This window comes from Arenimonas sp. (assembly GCF_019459675.1).
Lineage (GTDB): Bacteria > Pseudomonadota > Gammaproteobacteria > Xanthomonadales > Xanthomonadaceae > Arenimonas.
This window is the reverse complement of the sequence record NZ_JAIBFH010000066.1, coordinates 1-15,349: the sequence shown is the minus strand read 5'-3', so window position 1 is coordinate 15,349 and position 15,349 is coordinate 1. Positions and strand designations below refer to the sequence as shown.

The following is a 15,349-nucleotide window of genomic DNA, read 5'->3' as shown; positions in this document are numbered from 1 at the left end:
GTCGCTGGCGGCCGATGTTAGGGTGGTCTTGGTCTTGGGTGGTCCGCGCCCGCCGGAGGTGGCGCCGCCGCCGCCGCGTTCCCGCAGGACCGCGGCACGCAAGCCCCGGGCAGCAAGCGTCCGCTTGCCGGAAGAAAGCGCACCGGCGCCCGTGGAAGCCGCCGCAACCGCCCTGTCCGCCGAACCGCTGGTGCTGGGGTGGCAGGAGGCCGAGCCCACCGACCCGGAGTTCCGCCGCAATCCAGCGCCCACCGACACAGCCCTTGCGTTCCCTGAGTCCCCGCCGGACCGGATGCGCATGCGCCGCCAGATCACCGGCCAGGACGTCGTCGAGGGCGCCGCGCAGCTGCTGGGGCTGTGGCCGCCGGGCTACGAATCCGACCCCTGCCCGCGGGTGCAACGCAACATCGCCAACCTGATGACCGACGCCAGCGCGAGCGGCCGCGAGCGGCTTGGCGAAGAAGTGCGGCGGCGGCGGGTGGCGTGCAGGCAGTGACATACTCGCGCCAAGGGGGCAGTCCATGATCATTTACAGCGGCACGCGCGCCACTTTCCTGGAACATGCCGACGGGTTCATCGAGGACCGCGTCGCCGATGCCTACCTCAAGGCGACCGGACGCTATGCGCCCGAATCCGAGTTTCGTTCCTGGCGGGCATCGCTTGGTGAAATGGCGAAGGTGCTTCGGGATCCCAAGATGCCCGAAGACATGGGTGTCGGCATCGAGTACCAGATCCCGCAGAGCGCCAAGCGCATTGAGGCGCGCCCAGGACTGAACAGCGAAGGGCGGTCTTGCGTGCCAAAGAATGACCAGGCGAATCGCGAGACGAATGCCTGCTTCGGCCAGAAGAAAGAGCTTGTTTGCCACCAATCAGATGATCAGTCCATAGCGCGTATGGGTGGTCAATTCTCGCTGAGCATCAAACGGCACGCGAAACTCCGTTTTTGGCAGACTCAGTCGAACGCGCCCCACTAAACCCTGGCAGTCCCAGTTTAGCGATCGCCGGGATCGTCCGTGCGATGGCCGTCCAAATGCAAAAGAAAGCCGCTTCTCTCAGGTTCTCACCAAGCTGAGTGCGGACATAGCGAGCCCGGTCACTACTATCAATGAAAGCGACCACTTTGGCACGAGGTCCATTCTTGCTGCATCGACAGACTCCCAACTCTTCGGATAGATGGAAACGCCCGTCAGATAGGAGTCCGCTGTAAACAGCTCATTGAATGTGTCAAGACGCACCAAGATCTCGCGCAGTTCTTGTACCAAGACTGAGATCCTGATAATCAGCCAGGATGCACCAACTGCAGCGATCAAAAAACCCAGTATGAGCGCTATTCGAACCGATAGCGGGGCGGAGGATCTGTCTAGCCCGAAGGTTCCAATTGCGATCATTCCGGAGGAAACCAGTATGCTTACCTCCAAGCAAAGCTTGTGCTGGTAATTGATGTCGGAAGCGACCTTGCTTCGAACGTTAAGCACTACATCATGTTTGAATTTTATTGCGTCAGCCTTTCCGTATTCATCCGCTGGCGTATTCACGATCCCATCCCCTTCGGCGTATTGAGTGAACCTTTCCCTCGGTGCTCTGAACTTACACTTTCACAGAATTCTGCTAATAGAAGTTGCTCAGAGCAAGAGTTTCAGTTGAGGCGAGGCAGGGGTTAGTCTGTTAGATGAGCCCTTGTCGCCTACCCGCTGCCGCACCGACACCTGTATCGCGCGCAACACCATGCGCCCCTCCTGGGGATAGCGTCGCCCGCTCCTTTCAGTAGCAGGTCCCTTTAGCGTCCGAGATGAGATTAGTCGAATCCAGTTATCCTTTCGGCATAGGCGGCGGCATCAGCCCGCCCTGTTACTTCTTGGGCCGATCTTCGTTTAGTTGCGCCGTGACTAAGACGCCAGTGAAAACGGCGCAGGACACTGATGAAGACGGAAGGCACCAAGCTATTCAAACTGAACTCACTGCGCAAATCGGCATGACTAAACGTGGTAGCAGGTATGGAGAATTAGGCGTGACAGGAATAGATGAGGGTATCGCGAGGCAGGACGTCGTACTCAACGTGCGAAGCACCAACGCGGCCTATATTATGTATTGGCACAAAATGTGCTTGGAAATCAGCGTTCTTATGTCTTCGGGCATGATCGCTGTGGGCACGTTTGGCCTTGATAAGTCGTCAGCTACGATCTCCGTTCGAATCGCTCTCGTTGTGGGATTCTTGCTAGCAAGTGCCGCGGCCGCCTGGCTCATCCTCAAGATTTCTGCAGTTGTCCAAGAGCACCGCGCCATTTTGGTGCGTGTTGACAAGTTTGATCGCTTGTTTGCCAAAGACGCGTACTTGAAGGGCGAGTCGCTCTATCCAGAAAGCTGGGAATCGTTTGATGCCGTTCGAATGGACATTGTGCCAAAGTGGTCAATGTTCTTAGTGATCGCTACCTTCATAATCATGTCAGTGATTAGCATGGTTCGCTGACCCTAGGCGAAACGACTAGCCATCTAATTGGTTATACCGATCCTGCGCGATGCCGAGACCGGCACCGGGGCAGCGCGGCTACGCTGGATGAAAAAAAACATCACCGAGCAGACGGTCTTCCTCTAGCGCAGCGAGCTCGGCGACATGGACTTCCCGATGATGGCCACTCAAGAATCTGGCGTCTGAAAAAACTGGCTCTGATGGCCAATGCCCCCCCCCCGGTGACCGAGCCGTGGCGCCGCTCGACGGGTCAGGCTCGAGGCAGTTAGAGTCCGTTTCGGACGTGTTGTTTGAGGCTACAAGATCCGTCCACAAGTCACTAGGATCTTGACCGATGTACCGGACTAACCGACAGTTCCAGGTAAGTTAAACGCCTATAGGATCGGGGAATGAGTACTCTGGAAGCGGCTATAGGAGCGACGGGCGCTCAGGCCAAAGAAGAAATTGATCTGAACGGGGTCCCAGGACCATGTCCGTCCTGTGGTAGCAGGTCCGCAAGTGCCGGAGCGGCTTGTGCCGCTGAAGACTTGGAGATTTTGCTCAATGTCCGAAGCTACTTCGGCTCCAATTCACTGCATTGGCACAAGTCAGCGGTACTTTCTTCCCAGATTGGTGTGGGCGCCGCCGCGGCGGTAGCTGCTGCTGCGGTTACGGTCAGCGACCACGCCGTGAACTTGGTCGCATTCGTCTTGTGTTTCCTGATTGGACTTTTCTCCCGCTCGCAAGCGGTCCACGCCACCAAAGAATTCAATACGGCCGTTGGTGTGTTGATAAAAGTTGACCATGCGACGCGAGTATTCAAAAAGGGAGACTTTGGGCTGCCACCCGACGTGCACCTGTACCCTGACGCGTATAACGCGGCTGTCGGCCATGGCCCGAAGGAAGATCAGTTCTTGGCGCGCAACGCATGGCTTGCTTTCATTGGCCCATTCTTGATCGGGGTGCTACCGCTCTTGCTATCGGCCAGCAAGCTGTGGCTTGTCATGATCTCGTCCAACTAAGGCAATTTAACCGAGTTTCATTTCGATGCGCCTCTAGCTTGCGTTGGAGAGACTGGACCCATGCAGTCGAGTTGCTACTTCGAAGGGTCCGGTTGCCGTCTCTAATCCCAAGTACATCGCTGTGTCGTTGATTAGCTGTGAGCGGAATTGTTTGAGCAGAGTGTCGAGACCCAGCCGTCCCGGCCCCGCTCAGAACCGGGCGCACCACACTCCTCACACGTGCGCTCGGAAAGCGCCTCGGCAAGAGCTACCTGCGCGTCTTCCGCTGGGGAGAGTCCATACGCTTCGAATCGAAGTGACCCGTACTTGGACTTTATCTCCTCAACGCGCACATCCTCGTTTCCTTTGGCATCTGCCCCGGCCTGCACGGCTCCACACAAACAGTCCAGCAGGTTGAACCAGCCATCACCGCACAGGATGCTCGGCTGTGTCGCCGGCTCGCCGGTTGGCCCCAACAGCCTCGGGTGTCGTTGTCGAAGCTCGTCGATCAGTTCCTTTCGCATGGGTTCGCCCTCCGCTTCCCAGGCACTACCTTGCCCGGCCAGTGAGGGCCGGGCAAGAAGCCGTCATGCCACAGCCGCGTAGAAGGGGTTGGGCTCCGCCCGGCCGACGAAGTGCTCATCCTTCAGATAGTTGATGCGGCGGACGATTCGCCCGACCTCGCCGGCACGCGCCAGCAGCAGGCAGTCCCGCTTCATCGATAGCAGATCAAACGCCGAGCTCCCCGGCATCAGGTGGCGGAACTCCATGGCCATGCTGATGCAGCTGGGTCCGAACGCCTGGATCGCCGCCGCGTTGTTCACGATGGTCTGCCAGTCCCAGGGGTACAGCGACTGCAGCTGGCTGAAGTCCTGCCAGAAACTCCAGCACTGGATGCCGTAGCCGCGATAGAGCGTCATCGCGGTGACGAACAGCTCCATCTGGCCCAGCTGCGCCGCCTCGTCGATCAGCAGCAGTGTGCTGTGCTCGGGGCGCTGCCTGCGGCCCATCAGCAGCGAGGACAGCATGCCCACCCACAGGCGCAGCAGGCGGCCGCCCGACTGCAGCCGGTTCGGCGGGATGACCAGGTAGATCGTCATCGGATCCCCCCGGCGCAGGGCCTCCAGGTCGAAGTCCGTCGCGGAGGTGGCTTCGCTGGTGGCGCGCCCGCGCAGTCCGCTGAGTGCCGTCGCGGCATGCGAGACCACGTCCCGCGCGGTGTCGTGGTTGCTTCGCGAGTCCGCGATCAGCTGGGCCTGGGTCCTGACGGACGCGATCCCGCAGTGGGCCATTTCCCGGGCGAGGGTCTCGGGCTCCACCAGCATGCGTGCCATCAGGTCCTGGAAGCCCGCGATGTTGCGATCCCGGGATCCGGTGCAGGAGACGTAGTACGCCAGCAGGCCGCAGATCAGCTGCCGCCCGGCCAGCCCCCAGAACGGGTCGCTGGTTCCGGGACTGCCCGGCGCCAGCAACTCCGAGAACGCCAGCAGCTCGGGGCCAGCCTCCACCGGATCGGCCGGAAGCAGGTCGAACGGGTTGAGGCGGCACACCGGCGCCCCGGTGATGCCGAACGGGTCGAGCACCACCACGGTCTGGCCCAGCACCTGCTCCCGGTAGCGGCGAGTTACGGCTACGGCTTCGCCCTTGCAGTCGAGCACGATGGCCTGACCCGGATACGTGAGCAAGGCAGGGATCAGCGCGCTCACGCCCTTGCCGGCACCGGTCGGCGCGATGGTGAGGACGTGGCCTTCCTGGCCGAGGGTGATCGCGCGGCCGGTGTCGGTCTCCCGGCCCAGCAGGATGGCGTTTTCGTTGGAAACACGGGTCATGGCGGGCTCCTTCAGGAAATGGCGCGCAGCGGCGAGACGTTAGGCGACACCTTGGGCGTCGCCGGCGCGCCGCCGTGCAGGGGGTTGGGATCAAAGCGGCCGGCGAAGGCCGCATCGCGCAGGTAGCTGCCACGCCGGATTTCGGTCGCCATGCACCCGGCATGGGTCAGCAGCACCGTGTCGCTTCCCTTTGCGAGCAGGTCGCGGTGGTCCGTCATCCCGTGCAGCTCGGCCAGCGCCATTGCCGTGGCCTCGTTGGGCACGCCGAACACCTGGTGCACGGCGCAGTTGTGCAGCAGGGTCCGCCACAGGGTCGGGTAGGTGCCCTTGAGCTGGGCCAGGTCCTGCCAGAACGTCCAGACCGACACGCCGTAACCGCGTGCGAGGGTCATCGCCGTGGTCAGCGCGGAAAGGGGGCCGAGTTGGGCCGCCTCGTCCACGAGGAACAGCGTCCTTTCGGCCGGTGCCACCCGACGCCCGAGCGCGGCGTGCAGCAGCATGCCCATCCACAGGCGCAGCAGCCCGCCCTGCGCCCGCAGCTGCGCGGGCGGCAGCACCAGGTAGATGGTCATCGGAACGCCGGCCGCGAAGTCCTTGAGCGAGATGCTCGACGGCCCGTTGCACGCCCGCCCCACCGCCGGACTCGACAGCCCGCCGACCATGCCCTGCGCCATCATCACGCTCGAGTTGAAGCACTCGACGCTGCCGGTGAGGAACGACGTGGCTGCCAGGCGCAGGTCGGGATTGGTCGAATCGAGCAGGGTGCGTCCCCGGCTCCGCAGGTCGGGAGGGCTGAGCTCGAAGTACGAGAGCCAGCCGCCGAGCCCGCCTTCGCGCCGCTTGGCGTCCGTGGACGCGAGCAGGAGCGTGCCGGCCAGCAGTTCGTGGGCGCGCTCGTACCACCAGGCATTGCGCTCGACCCGCGTGTGGCGGGGGAGCAACAGCTCGGTGATCATCGCCGCGTCCTCCCACGTCGCGTTGTCCGGGCCCGCCAGCAGGTCCATCGGATTGAGGCGGTCCGTGCGCGGTCCGGTGATACCGAAGGGATCGATCACGTGCACCCGCTGGCCCATCTCGCGACGGAGCCGGGCGGTGACCGAGAAATTTTCTCCCTTCGGGTCGATCACCACCGCCGAGCCCGGGTGCGACAGCAGCGCCGGGATCACCGCGCCCACGCCCTTGCCCGCGCCGGTGGGCGCGATGGTGATCAGGTGGCCCTCGCCCCGCTGCAGCACCGGCTCCGCGGCCCGACGCGAGCCCGCGCTGGCGACCCGATGCCCGGTCCAGCCCAACAGCAGGCCGTCGAACGCCGGCCCACGCGTGGGCGCGAGCGCAGGCAGTTCCGGCGTCGGCTCCCACAGCGAGGCCACCTTGGCCTCCCGCGGCTTGGCATCGGCCAGCTTGCGCATCAGGTCCAGGACCTCTTCGCGCGGCGCCAGCGGCAGCCGGGTCTTGAGGTTGTGCACGTCCTCCACCAGCCCCTTGATCAAGGGCAAGGTGCTGCGATGCAGGCGAAGCCCGGGCCGATGGACGCGACCGTCCAGAATGCCCTCGGTGATCCATTCGGCCATGCGCCGGTCGCCCTTGGGCGGGCGGCTGTCGATGTGGACCTTGAGTCGGATGAAATGGCGCGGCAGCACCACGCCGATCTTGTCGGCCAGGGCGATGCCCTGAAGGGCATTGCAGATCTGTCCGGTCGGCAGGCGCAGGCCCGACGCAATGCCGGCCTGCAGTTCCGTCACGGAAAGCAGGTCAGGCGCCGCCCAGGCGTGGGCGTCGTGGCCCAATCCCTGCTGGAACCACGCCGGCTCGTCCGGCGGCAACTCGTAGCGGAGCGCCCGGGCAGGCGGCGTCCAAAGCAAGGGGCGCCGCCCTTCGTTGCAGGCTTCAACCAAGGCTTCCAGCGCATCGATCTCCCCGTTCTGGATGTTCCAGGACAAGAGACGGTTCGCGCGCCAGACATGGCGCCGCCGGATGCGAGGCGACTTGTCGAGCAGGGCCATGCCGGCGCTCAGGCCATCGAGCATGCGCGGGGGACTCGGCGCTTGGCGCACCGAGGTGTGGATCAAGGCAGACAGACGCATTCATGCACTCCTTGGACAGGAGGCACCCACGATCACGTCGCCCAACCCGAGGGGCTGGGTGAAGATCGGTCAGCGGGGGTGTCGTTCGCTACCGGTCATCTTCGCCGGCAGCTGAGCTCCTCGTTGGCGGCACATGCATAGGCCGCGCTGGCAGAGGCGAGAGAAGGTGACCGGCGGTAGATGCGTTCTTCCACAGCGTGACCTCCTCGACGACAGCGCAGAGTAAAAGGCACTGAGGGTGAAGGCTTGCTTAACGAAAACAAATGCTGCAAGTTTCGCTGAAGGGCGATGCGACGGCCCCGGTTGGACAAGGGGAAGCTAGTGACCGGTCGCCGTGTTGTCCCAGTCATCGCTGGCCTGGTGCTGCTGGCGCTCCTGCAGGGATGCGGGGGCTCGCCGGAGCCGGCAAGTGTCGCCGCAGCCACTCCGCAGCCGCAGGCCCCGGAAGCATCAGTGCTTGGGTCGGTCCCCCTCGAGGAGGCGTCTGCGCCTGAGGCGGCACCAGGCGGGCAATCCGAGGTACTTCGCCCGGACAGGGACGGTGATCGGCTTTTCGCTCTGGTGTTTGGCAATGGTGCCTACCGCCACGGCGATGCGCTCAGCTCGCCCGCGAAGGATGCCGCGTTGATGGCGAGCGCCTTGCGGTCACGGGGATACCACGTGCTGTTGGGCCTGGACCGTGACTTCGCCGGAATGCAGCACGACCTTCAGGCTTTCGACGAGATGTCCGAGGGTGCACAGGTTCGTGTGCTTTATTTCGCCGGGCACGGTTTCGAGTTCGACAACGCCAATTACCTGCTGCCGGTGGACTCGCCTGCCAACGTCGCGGAACTCAGTCGACTGGATGTCCGGGTCAACGCCCTGCGGCTGGACGCGCTGACCTGGGAGCTGGAGCAGGGAGCGGAGACGCTGATCGCCATCATCGACGCGTGCCGCGTACTGCCCTCGCGCGGCGCGGCGCAAGGCCTCACTATGGCCGCCGAGCAGGCGCCCAAGGGCACGATCATCGCCTACGCCACGTCGCCCGGGCAGGTGGCCATGGACAGCCTGCGGTCCTACGGCGTCGAGGAGGACCATTCCCCCTACACCTACTACCTCGCCAGCGCCTTGGTGTCCGCCGAGAACGTCACTTGGGACCAGGCGCTGATGTCCGCGAGCAACATCGTCGTGCAGCAGACCGGCGGTGAGCAGAAGCCGTGGATGAACACCCAGGTCAATGCGTTTCCAAAGATCGGCCAAGAGCTATCGAAGGCGTCTGCACGCAAGCCCGGCAGCATCGATGTGATGGGGTTTGGCGTTTCCCCCAGCCGTGCGGCGGCCGGCGCGTTCTGGGCTAGGGAGTCCATCGCCGCGGAGCGCCTCGAGCGCGACGGCAACACCAGCGACGACGACCTGATGGACCGCGCCCGCCAGGGCGACAGCCGGGCCGCGGTCGCCCTGGCGTCGCGCTGGTGGGACACGCCGGACCGCAAGGCCGCACTGACCGGCCTCCTCGAGCCTGCGGCGGAGCGCGGGCATGCCATGGCGCAGATTGACCTGGGGTCGCACCTGTACCGGTCCCGAGCCAAGGACTCCCAGGGTCGTTCCGCCAATTACTGGTGGCAACTCGCCAGCGCCCAAGGCGTGGGCGAGGCCCGCGCAAAGCTCGCCATGAGCAATCCCTCGGAGTCGCTCAACGCTGAGGAGTATGCGCGGGGTCTGATGGAGACCTTCGAGGCGTTCCAATCGCAAATGCCATCCGCCACGAACAAACCTTCAGAAGGAGACGATTGATCATGGCAGCACGCACGAAAGGATTCTGGATGCTCGTGGTGGTCGCCATGGCGATGGCGGTGGGCATTGCTGTCTACTACTTCAACTCACAGGAACAAACGGCATCGCCGGAAGCCGGTGCGACCAACGCAGTTCAGTATGAGTTCGTATGGCGGGACGGCGACGTTAGGGGAGTGGATTTACCCTCGAAGGTAAGAGTGCCCACGACCGGGAAGGTCGTGCCGATCCATCTTGTTCAGGACATGGTGAGCCAGAACGGCGAGGGCAAGATCGAGTTCCTGCAGCGCGTGCGCCAAGTGATGGTCTCCTATTCGGAGAAACATTCGCACGAAGCCTGCGGCGAGATCTGTTCGGATGGAGCCACAAACTCCATCCGAATCACCACCAATGCCGCCGTCACCCGCTGCGCCGTGGCGCCCATCTGCATGAGCGGCCAGGAGACGACCCTGGAGTCCATCCACAGCCATTGCCCATCGAGTGGGCATCTCAAGGCGACGCTCGCGGACGAGTATCTTTCGGAAGGTGTCATAAGGAAGGGTATGAGGCCTGCTCGGTGTGACACGGAGAGGTTCTCATCAATGGACCTGGATGGTCGCAGGCCCGGCTGGTTGGCCGGGCGCGGGGCGCTTCTTCAGCATGATGGGCCGGCGAGGATCACGCGCCACCAGCTGTTTCCGGCAGGCGAGTAATTAGCGGAACGGTAGGACGTGGCAGCGAACTGAGTTGTGTCGCCGACGGTTCAGCTGACCATTTTTCACGGTGCCGGGGAGCTTGGGGGGGCAGGGCCATCAGTTCGACACGAGCAAGCAGTGCACTCGTTTGAGTTTCATCGGAAAAATTCAATCTGGGAATATTCTGCGGTGCACCCCCGTAACTCAGACGCTAGAGAGGATGTCGAAAAAAATTAGAGAACCAGCTGATGCCGATCGGAAGAAAGACTAGATCGGTATCATTTTCATTACAACGCCTGACTGGTTTCCGTCGTGCTGTGCGGAATCAATCTGCCGCACATCATCATCACGATCTAATAAAAGGGAGTGAAAACGTGACCGCGCCGGAACATTCCACGACTAAGAATGCAGAAGCCAGGGCACAGACTTCCCGACACCACCAGCGTGGAGACGAAGAAACGAAGCTGGATCTCTGGGTGGGAAGGAAGCCCGTCGGCACCTTTTTGCTTGTCGCCACAGTCTCTGCTGGTCTGTTCGTAGTCATGTACTGGTTAATCGGCTCGTACCGGATTGGCGGATTCAGGCTTGACGACACGGTGACGAACTACGTTGGGAGCTTGGTCACTACCGTAGTTGCTCTAGCGGGCTCTTTGGTCTCTGTCATGTTGGCGCGCTTGGCACTCAAGCTGGGGCGTGAAGCCAAAAGTGCGGCCGAAAAGGCAAACGTGATCCAAGATCAAATGCGCGATCTGACTGATCGGCAGGGTAAGGAAGCGAGCATTGCAGCGGAAAAGGCAAATATAATCCAGGAGCAGATGCGTGAGCTAACGGAGCGCTTGGGAAAAGAATCCAAGGCTGAGGCCGCTCGAGCCAACGACATTCAGGACCAGATGCGCGACCTGACGGGTCGGCAGGGTAAGGAAGCGAGCATTGCAGCGGACAAGGCACATTTAATCCAGGAGCAGATGCGTGAGCTGACAGAGCGCTTGGGAAAGGAATCCAAGGCTGAGGCCACTCGAGCCAACGAGATTCAGGACCAGATGCGGAAGTTCGATGATCCGCGTCTCAAGGAGACGCGAGAAGGGCACAAGTCTGCTGCGTCACTGGATCTTTTGGGCACCCTACTTTGCGTCTATGCCTCCGAGACATTCGCGTCAGCACCAACAACTCGACCAGTCGAGGCGATTCGCCATACCTATAAGCGCGGCAATGACCTTGTCTCTGATCCGGCACTGTATCGGTACTGCACACAGCTGATGGGTGCTGCAGAGACCGCAAATCGATTCGCATCCATGCAGGCCAGGATCTACGAGTCTGCCAGGATGCTTGGCGGAGACGGAGAGTCGGGCCGTAATGATGGAATCGCGACGGCACGCAACGCAGAGTTGATCGGTGTCAAAATCGCTGGCCTGTTCCGCACCCTAGAGCAGAAGAAGCAGGCCGTTCTCGCGGATCCGAATCACGTATTGCATCAGTTGGCACTTGATCTGGAGTGGAAAAATCAAGCGAACAGTATTTCCGGCTGTGAAACCACTGCCCGCTCATACTTTACTGATGAACATTCGCAGATGAGCATGCTTCATGAAGGTGCTGGAAATGAGGTGCATAAAAATGCCGGCTGGACTTCTGTCGATTCCTTGCTCGAGAAGGGAGCTAGGTCCGTCGTCCATGTCCTTGAATCAGACCTCGATGATTTGATTCAGGCAGTGAAGCGACTGACTGATCTGGATGGTGTGATGATCCATGAGGACCTTTGGCGTTACGCGTCGGCATGCAACGAAGGCATGACCGGCTCCGTTGCAGACTTGGTTGTCGCGCGCTGGGACTCCACCTTGAAACATGAGCCAGCATGGGTTGTCGAGCGCCAGCTGGATTGGACTCGTGAAAGTGTCGAGCAAACTGAGTTTGGCCTCGAATCGACGACGCTGCGGGACAAGGCAACGTTTCTCGCGAAGAATCCAGCCGTTGATCGTGCAGTCACTGTCGCACTGCGGGACTTGAAGTTCTTGCGTGAAATGAATGTGCAGGACATTTCGGACGAAAGCGTGGGCCGCGAAGGCACTGGTGACACCGGTATCGACAAGGATGTGGCGCGCGACGACGGACGTCTAGCTGCGCGGTCGGCGAAGCGGCTCCGTTACATTCACGCAGCGATAGAGCAACTTAGGGAAGACCATGCCTGGAAGGGAGCTGTATTGGTTTCTGATAGGAATCCCTACTGGGGGCTGGGCCAAGATGACGCGGACAGGGCGATCGTTGTGATCCGGCCGCACTTTGCCCGGATTGATATGGCCGTGCCCGGATCTGAATGGGAAAAGCAGAACCAATGGTTTGAGGAAGTCATCTCCGCCTACAGCAACTACCGCTGGCATGTTGCGAGGTCCTGATGGGCTTCAAACCGCACAAGAGAAACGAGATAGAGCAGGCTATCCGGGCGGGGCTGATTGCTCTGGAGCGGGGTAGTCGAATCATCGGCATTGATGATTGGGCGCAAGCGCGAAAAGTCCACCGACAGCCTCCAACCCAAGACGAGCGGAAGCAATTGAAGTTGGTCTCGGTTAGCGACGAGGTGGTCAGAAAGGTGGCTGACGAAAGATCAAAATCGCGCACTGCGCTGCAAGGCGCAGTTAGACGTTGGGTTCGTCTTTCAGCATTTTCTAGCCCAAGTGAATGACGCGATTGCGAACGACGGCCCCCGGCTAAGAGTAGCCGTCCCAGGGAGGCTCCATGCTGGGATCAGGGAAGCGTTGGGAAGAGGTTGTCCTCGCTCACGGCCCGGGAGCGCTGAGGTCCCATGATTGGCTTTTTACCGGCCACCACGACATATGCGGAGACGATTGAATGCAGACTAGAGTTGGCTACTTGGCTTCCCTGATTGTGGCGACGACAATCCTTATTGGTTGTGGAAAGCAGTATGGATCAATGTCGCTGAGCGATATTGAAGAGACTCCGTTTGTGCAGACGTGTCTCCATTACTGGAACTCCAAGGAGATGATTGGGTTGCCGACTCTCACCGGCGGTGATGCAGTGGACAATTGCTCATGCGTATTCTTGTGGGGAGTGGCACAAAGAGAGCCGACGCTGTCTGCTGAAGACTATGAAAAGAAAGATTGGGACCCCGTAAAAATGTTCTGTCTCGACGGGAAGCTGCCGCCGTCGGCGCGGATTATCTCGGGATTGGAAGAGCGGCAAGCTTCGATTGGTCCGAGGGCGGAACGGGATCGCCAGGAAGCCATTGTGAGAGATGCCGCGGCGGTAGTTGCCCGCATGTCCATTGCCGACTTGGAAAGGGCAACTCTGGCCTCCCTCGAGAAGGATCAATGGTGTACGCCGGCCGGTGACAACCACGTCGAGTATCTTCATGAGCTAGTGAAGCGCAACGTCCCAAACGCCGAGAAGGTACTTGCAAGTCACGTCCCTCGTGTCCTAGATGCTCTTCGGGAAGCAATCATTTTCCAAGATGCAGCAGAAGCTAGGCGATTAGTGAAACTGCTTCCGAGCAATCTTGCCCCTAAAGAGACTGACGAACTGGTGGCCATTTCAGAAAGTCAGAATCCGGATGCACCTGTTCCCTCGCGAAAGCGGATCGCGTACTGCATGGGCGAATAGACGTCGGCATTGCAGAATCGAAGGTGTCGGACCGAAGCACGGATTGTGCTGGGATCATGTGGACAACTTTGTCGGCCCACTCGTGATGGTGTCAGTCTCGCCTTCCAAGAACCCTGAGTGGCACAGAATTACCACAGTAAGGTGTCACAGGCCGCCTGGGACGCACCTTGATGCCAAGCCTCAGCCACAAAAAAGCCCACAAATCTGCGGGCTTAGTAGTGGTGGCTATAGGTGGACTCGAACCACCGACCTCAGCATTATGAGTGCCGCGCTCTAACCGGCTGAGCTACATAGCCACATGGTGCAACAACCTGTCCATTGCAGACAGATCGCGAATTTTGGGCTACCGGCCCCCTCCTGTCAATCCAGCGCCTCCGCCGCCCGCCCCGCTTGTGGCCCTTCACGCCCCTGTGGCAGTCTGGCCCCAGTAGATTTTTGGAGTCCGATCGTGGTCGATCCGGACGGGTATCGCCCCAATGTGGGCATCGTGCTGATGCACGGCGACGGGCGGTTGTTCTGGGCCAGGCGGGTCAACCGGGACGGTTGGCAGTTTCCGCAGGGCGGCATGAACACCGACGAGACGCCGCTGGAGGCGATGTTCCGCGAATTGCGTGAAGAAACCGGGCTGCTGCCCGAACACGTGGCTGTGCTCGGCTCCACGCCGGGCTGGCTGCGCTACCGGCTGCCGCGCCGCTGCGTGCGCCGGGGCAACCGGCCGGTGTGCATCGGCCAGAAGCAGGTGTGGTTCCTGCTGCGGATGACCTGCGAGGAACACGAGGTCAAGCTCGACCTCACCGACAAGCCCGAATTCGACAGCTGGCGCTGGGTGGACTTCTGGTACCCGGCCGAACACGTGGTCAGCTTCAAGCGCGAGGTTTACGTGCGGGCGCTGCACCACCTGGCGCCGCACGCCCGCGCCGTGGCCGGGGAGGGCGCGGTGCCGCCGCCCGCCGAGTCGGTGCAGGCCGTGATGGCGGTGCCGGTGCCGGCGAAGGCCCGGCGCTGAGGTAGTTGACAATCATTCGCATTCACGGTGTAATGCGAACCGTTCCCATTCCCAATGGACCGGCCGCCGCCATGTACGTCTGCATCTGCCACGGAGTCACCGATCAGGACATTCGCCAGGCAGCGGACGCCGGCTGCGCCTCGCTGACCGAACTGACCATGCGCACCGGCCTGGGCAGCGGCTGCGGCACCTGCGGCGACATGGCCGGTGAACTGCTGGCGCAAGCGCGCGCTGCGCGGGCCTTCCCGCTGCAGGTGTTCGCGGTCGCGGCCTGAGGGCTGTCGGGCCGGCAGGCCTCCTGCGCCAAGTCCGGCTGCCCCCGGCGCCCGCGTGCACAACGCGAACGAAAGCGATTCCCGTTTCCACATGCGTCCGGCGATGTCGGTACGCTGCACGCTCACCCACGGAATCGGAGGCCAGCCATGAAAGGCGACCCCAAGGTCATCGCGCACCTCAACAAGGCGCTGTTCAACGAGCTGATTGCCATCAACCAGTATTTCCTGCACGCCCGCATGTTCAAGAACTGGGGCCTGAAGGAGCTTGGCGAGCACGAGTACAAGGAATCGATCGACGAGATGAAGCACGCCGATCTTCTGATCGAGCGCATCCTCTTCCTCGACGGCCTTCCCAACCTGCAGAACCTGGGCAAGCTGTTCATCGGCCAAAGCCCGCGTGAAGCGCTGGAATGCGACCTCAAGCTTGAACACCAGGCGCTGCCCGACCTCAAGGCCGGCATCGTCGACTGCGAGCTGGTGGGCGACTTTGTTTCCCGCAAGCTGCTCACCGACATCCTCGAGTCCGAAGAAGAGCACGTGGACTGGCTCGAAACCCAGCTGGCCCTGATGGACCGCCTGGGCGAGCAGAACTACCTGCAGACCAAGATCAACAGCTGAAAAAAGAACGGGGTCAGGTTCACTTGTCCGCAGCGCG

At 61.5% G+C, this 15,349-nt stretch carries 15 protein-coding genes and 1 tRNA gene; 11 read left to right on the top strand and 5 right to left on the bottom strand.

The features are described from left to right. Together K0M70_RS02665 and K0M70_RS02660 are read left to right on the top strand one after the other, a co-directional pair. The coding region (locus K0M70_RS02665; RefSeq protein WP_290778915.1) for a hypothetical protein at positions 1–496 on the top strand (496 nt) is incomplete at its 5' end. Positions 497–521: 25 nt separating this feature from the next. Next, the gene (locus tag K0M70_RS02660) at positions 522–974 is read left to right on the top strand and encodes a hypothetical protein (protein ID WP_290778913.1); all 453 of its coding nucleotides are present in this window, start codon (positions 522–524) and stop codon (positions 972–974) included. Positions 975–1,052: 78 nt separating this feature from the next. Here K0M70_RS02660 and K0M70_RS02655 read toward each other — a convergent pair whose 3' ends face one another. Next, positions 1,053–1,535 (bottom strand): hypothetical protein, encoded by a 483-nt coding sequence (locus K0M70_RS02655; protein WP_290778910.1) that lies wholly within the window; start codon positions 1,533–1,535, stop codon positions 1,053–1,055. Positions 1,536–1,897: 362 nt separating this feature from the next. Between K0M70_RS02655 and K0M70_RS02650 the strand changes: the two genes are divergently transcribed. Then, complete coding sequence (locus K0M70_RS02650) at positions 1,898–2,467, top strand: hypothetical protein (RefSeq protein WP_290778907.1); 570 nt, start codon at positions 1,898–1,900, stop codon at positions 2,465–2,467. Positions 2,468–2,856: 389 nt separating this feature from the next. After that, positions 2,857–3,468 carry a hypothetical protein gene (locus tag K0M70_RS02645; RefSeq protein ID WP_290778904.1) on the top strand — a complete coding sequence of 204 codons (612 nt, stop codon included), beginning with the start codon at positions 2,857–2,859 and terminating at the stop codon, positions 3,466–3,468. A 131-nt stretch (positions 3,469–3,599) separates the two neighbouring features. Here the strand turns inward: K0M70_RS02645 and K0M70_RS02640 are convergent, their stop codons facing one another. The 3 genes from K0M70_RS02640 to K0M70_RS02630 all read right to left on the bottom strand — a co-directional run bounded on the left by K0M70_RS02640 (position 3,600) and on the right by K0M70_RS02630 (position 7,279). After that, positions 3,600–3,971, bottom strand: coding sequence for a hypothetical protein (locus K0M70_RS02640; protein WP_290778901.1), 372 nt, complete (start codon positions 3,969–3,971; stop codon positions 3,600–3,602). Positions 3,972–4,034: 63 nt separating this feature from the next. Continuing rightward, complete coding sequence (locus K0M70_RS02635; RefSeq protein ID WP_290778899.1) at positions 4,035–5,276, bottom strand: type IV secretory system conjugative DNA transfer family protein; 1,242 nt, start codon at positions 5,274–5,276, stop codon at positions 4,035–4,037. 11 nt (positions 5,277–5,287) lie between these two features. Next, positions 5,288–7,279: a type IV secretory system conjugative DNA transfer family protein gene (locus K0M70_RS02630; protein ID WP_290778896.1), complete on the bottom strand. Its 1,992-nt coding sequence runs from the start codon at positions 7,277–7,279 to the stop codon at positions 5,288–5,290. 642 nt (positions 7,280–7,921) lie between these two features. Between K0M70_RS02630 and K0M70_RS02625 the strand changes: the two genes are divergently transcribed. The 4 genes from K0M70_RS02625 to K0M70_RS02610 all read left to right on the top strand — a co-directional run bounded on the left by K0M70_RS02625 (position 7,922) and on the right by K0M70_RS02610 (position 13,413). After that, positions 7,922–9,133, top strand: a complete 1,212-nt coding sequence (locus tag K0M70_RS02625) for a caspase family protein (protein ID WP_290778893.1) — start codon at positions 7,922–7,924, stop codon at positions 9,131–9,133. 2 nt (positions 9,134–9,135) lie between these two features. Further along, complete coding sequence (locus K0M70_RS02620) at positions 9,136–9,822, top strand: hypothetical protein (protein ID WP_290778890.1); 687 nt, start codon at positions 9,136–9,138, stop codon at positions 9,820–9,822. 230 nt (positions 9,823–10,052) lie between these two features. Then, positions 10,053–12,191 carry a hypothetical protein gene (locus tag K0M70_RS02615; RefSeq protein ID WP_290778888.1) on the top strand — a complete coding sequence of 713 codons (2,139 nt, stop codon included), beginning with the start codon at positions 10,053–10,055 and terminating at the stop codon, positions 12,189–12,191. Positions 12,192–12,726: 535 nt separating this feature from the next. Beyond that, a complete protein-coding gene (locus K0M70_RS02610) occupies positions 12,727–13,413 on the top strand; it encodes a hypothetical protein (protein WP_290778885.1) in 687 nt (228 codons plus the stop codon). Positions 13,414–13,632: 219 nt separating this feature from the next. On the opposite strand, the gene K0M70_RS02605 is transcribed toward K0M70_RS02610, so the two are convergent. Continuing rightward, positions 13,633–13,709: transfer RNA gene (locus K0M70_RS02605), tRNA-Met, on the bottom strand. Positions 13,710–13,861: 152 nt separating this feature from the next. On the opposite strand from K0M70_RS02605, the gene K0M70_RS02600 reads away from it, so the two are divergent. The 3 genes from K0M70_RS02600 (at position 13,862) to bfr (ending at position 15,312) form a co-directional block, all read left to right on the top strand. Further along, on the top strand, positions 13,862–14,419 hold the full coding sequence (locus K0M70_RS02600) for an RNA pyrophosphohydrolase (protein WP_343211188.1): 558 nt from the start codon (positions 13,862–13,864) through the stop codon (positions 14,417–14,419). Between the two features lie 71 nt (positions 14,420–14,490). Beyond that, a complete protein-coding gene (locus K0M70_RS02595; protein WP_290778917.1) occupies positions 14,491–14,694 on the top strand; it encodes a (2Fe-2S)-binding protein in 204 nt (67 codons plus the stop codon). A 147-nt stretch (positions 14,695–14,841) separates the two neighbouring features. Continuing rightward, a complete protein-coding gene (gene bfr, locus K0M70_RS02590; RefSeq protein WP_290778882.1) occupies positions 14,842–15,312 on the top strand; it encodes a bacterioferritin in 471 nt (156 codons plus the stop codon). Positions 15,313–15,349 lie beyond the last annotated feature (37 nt).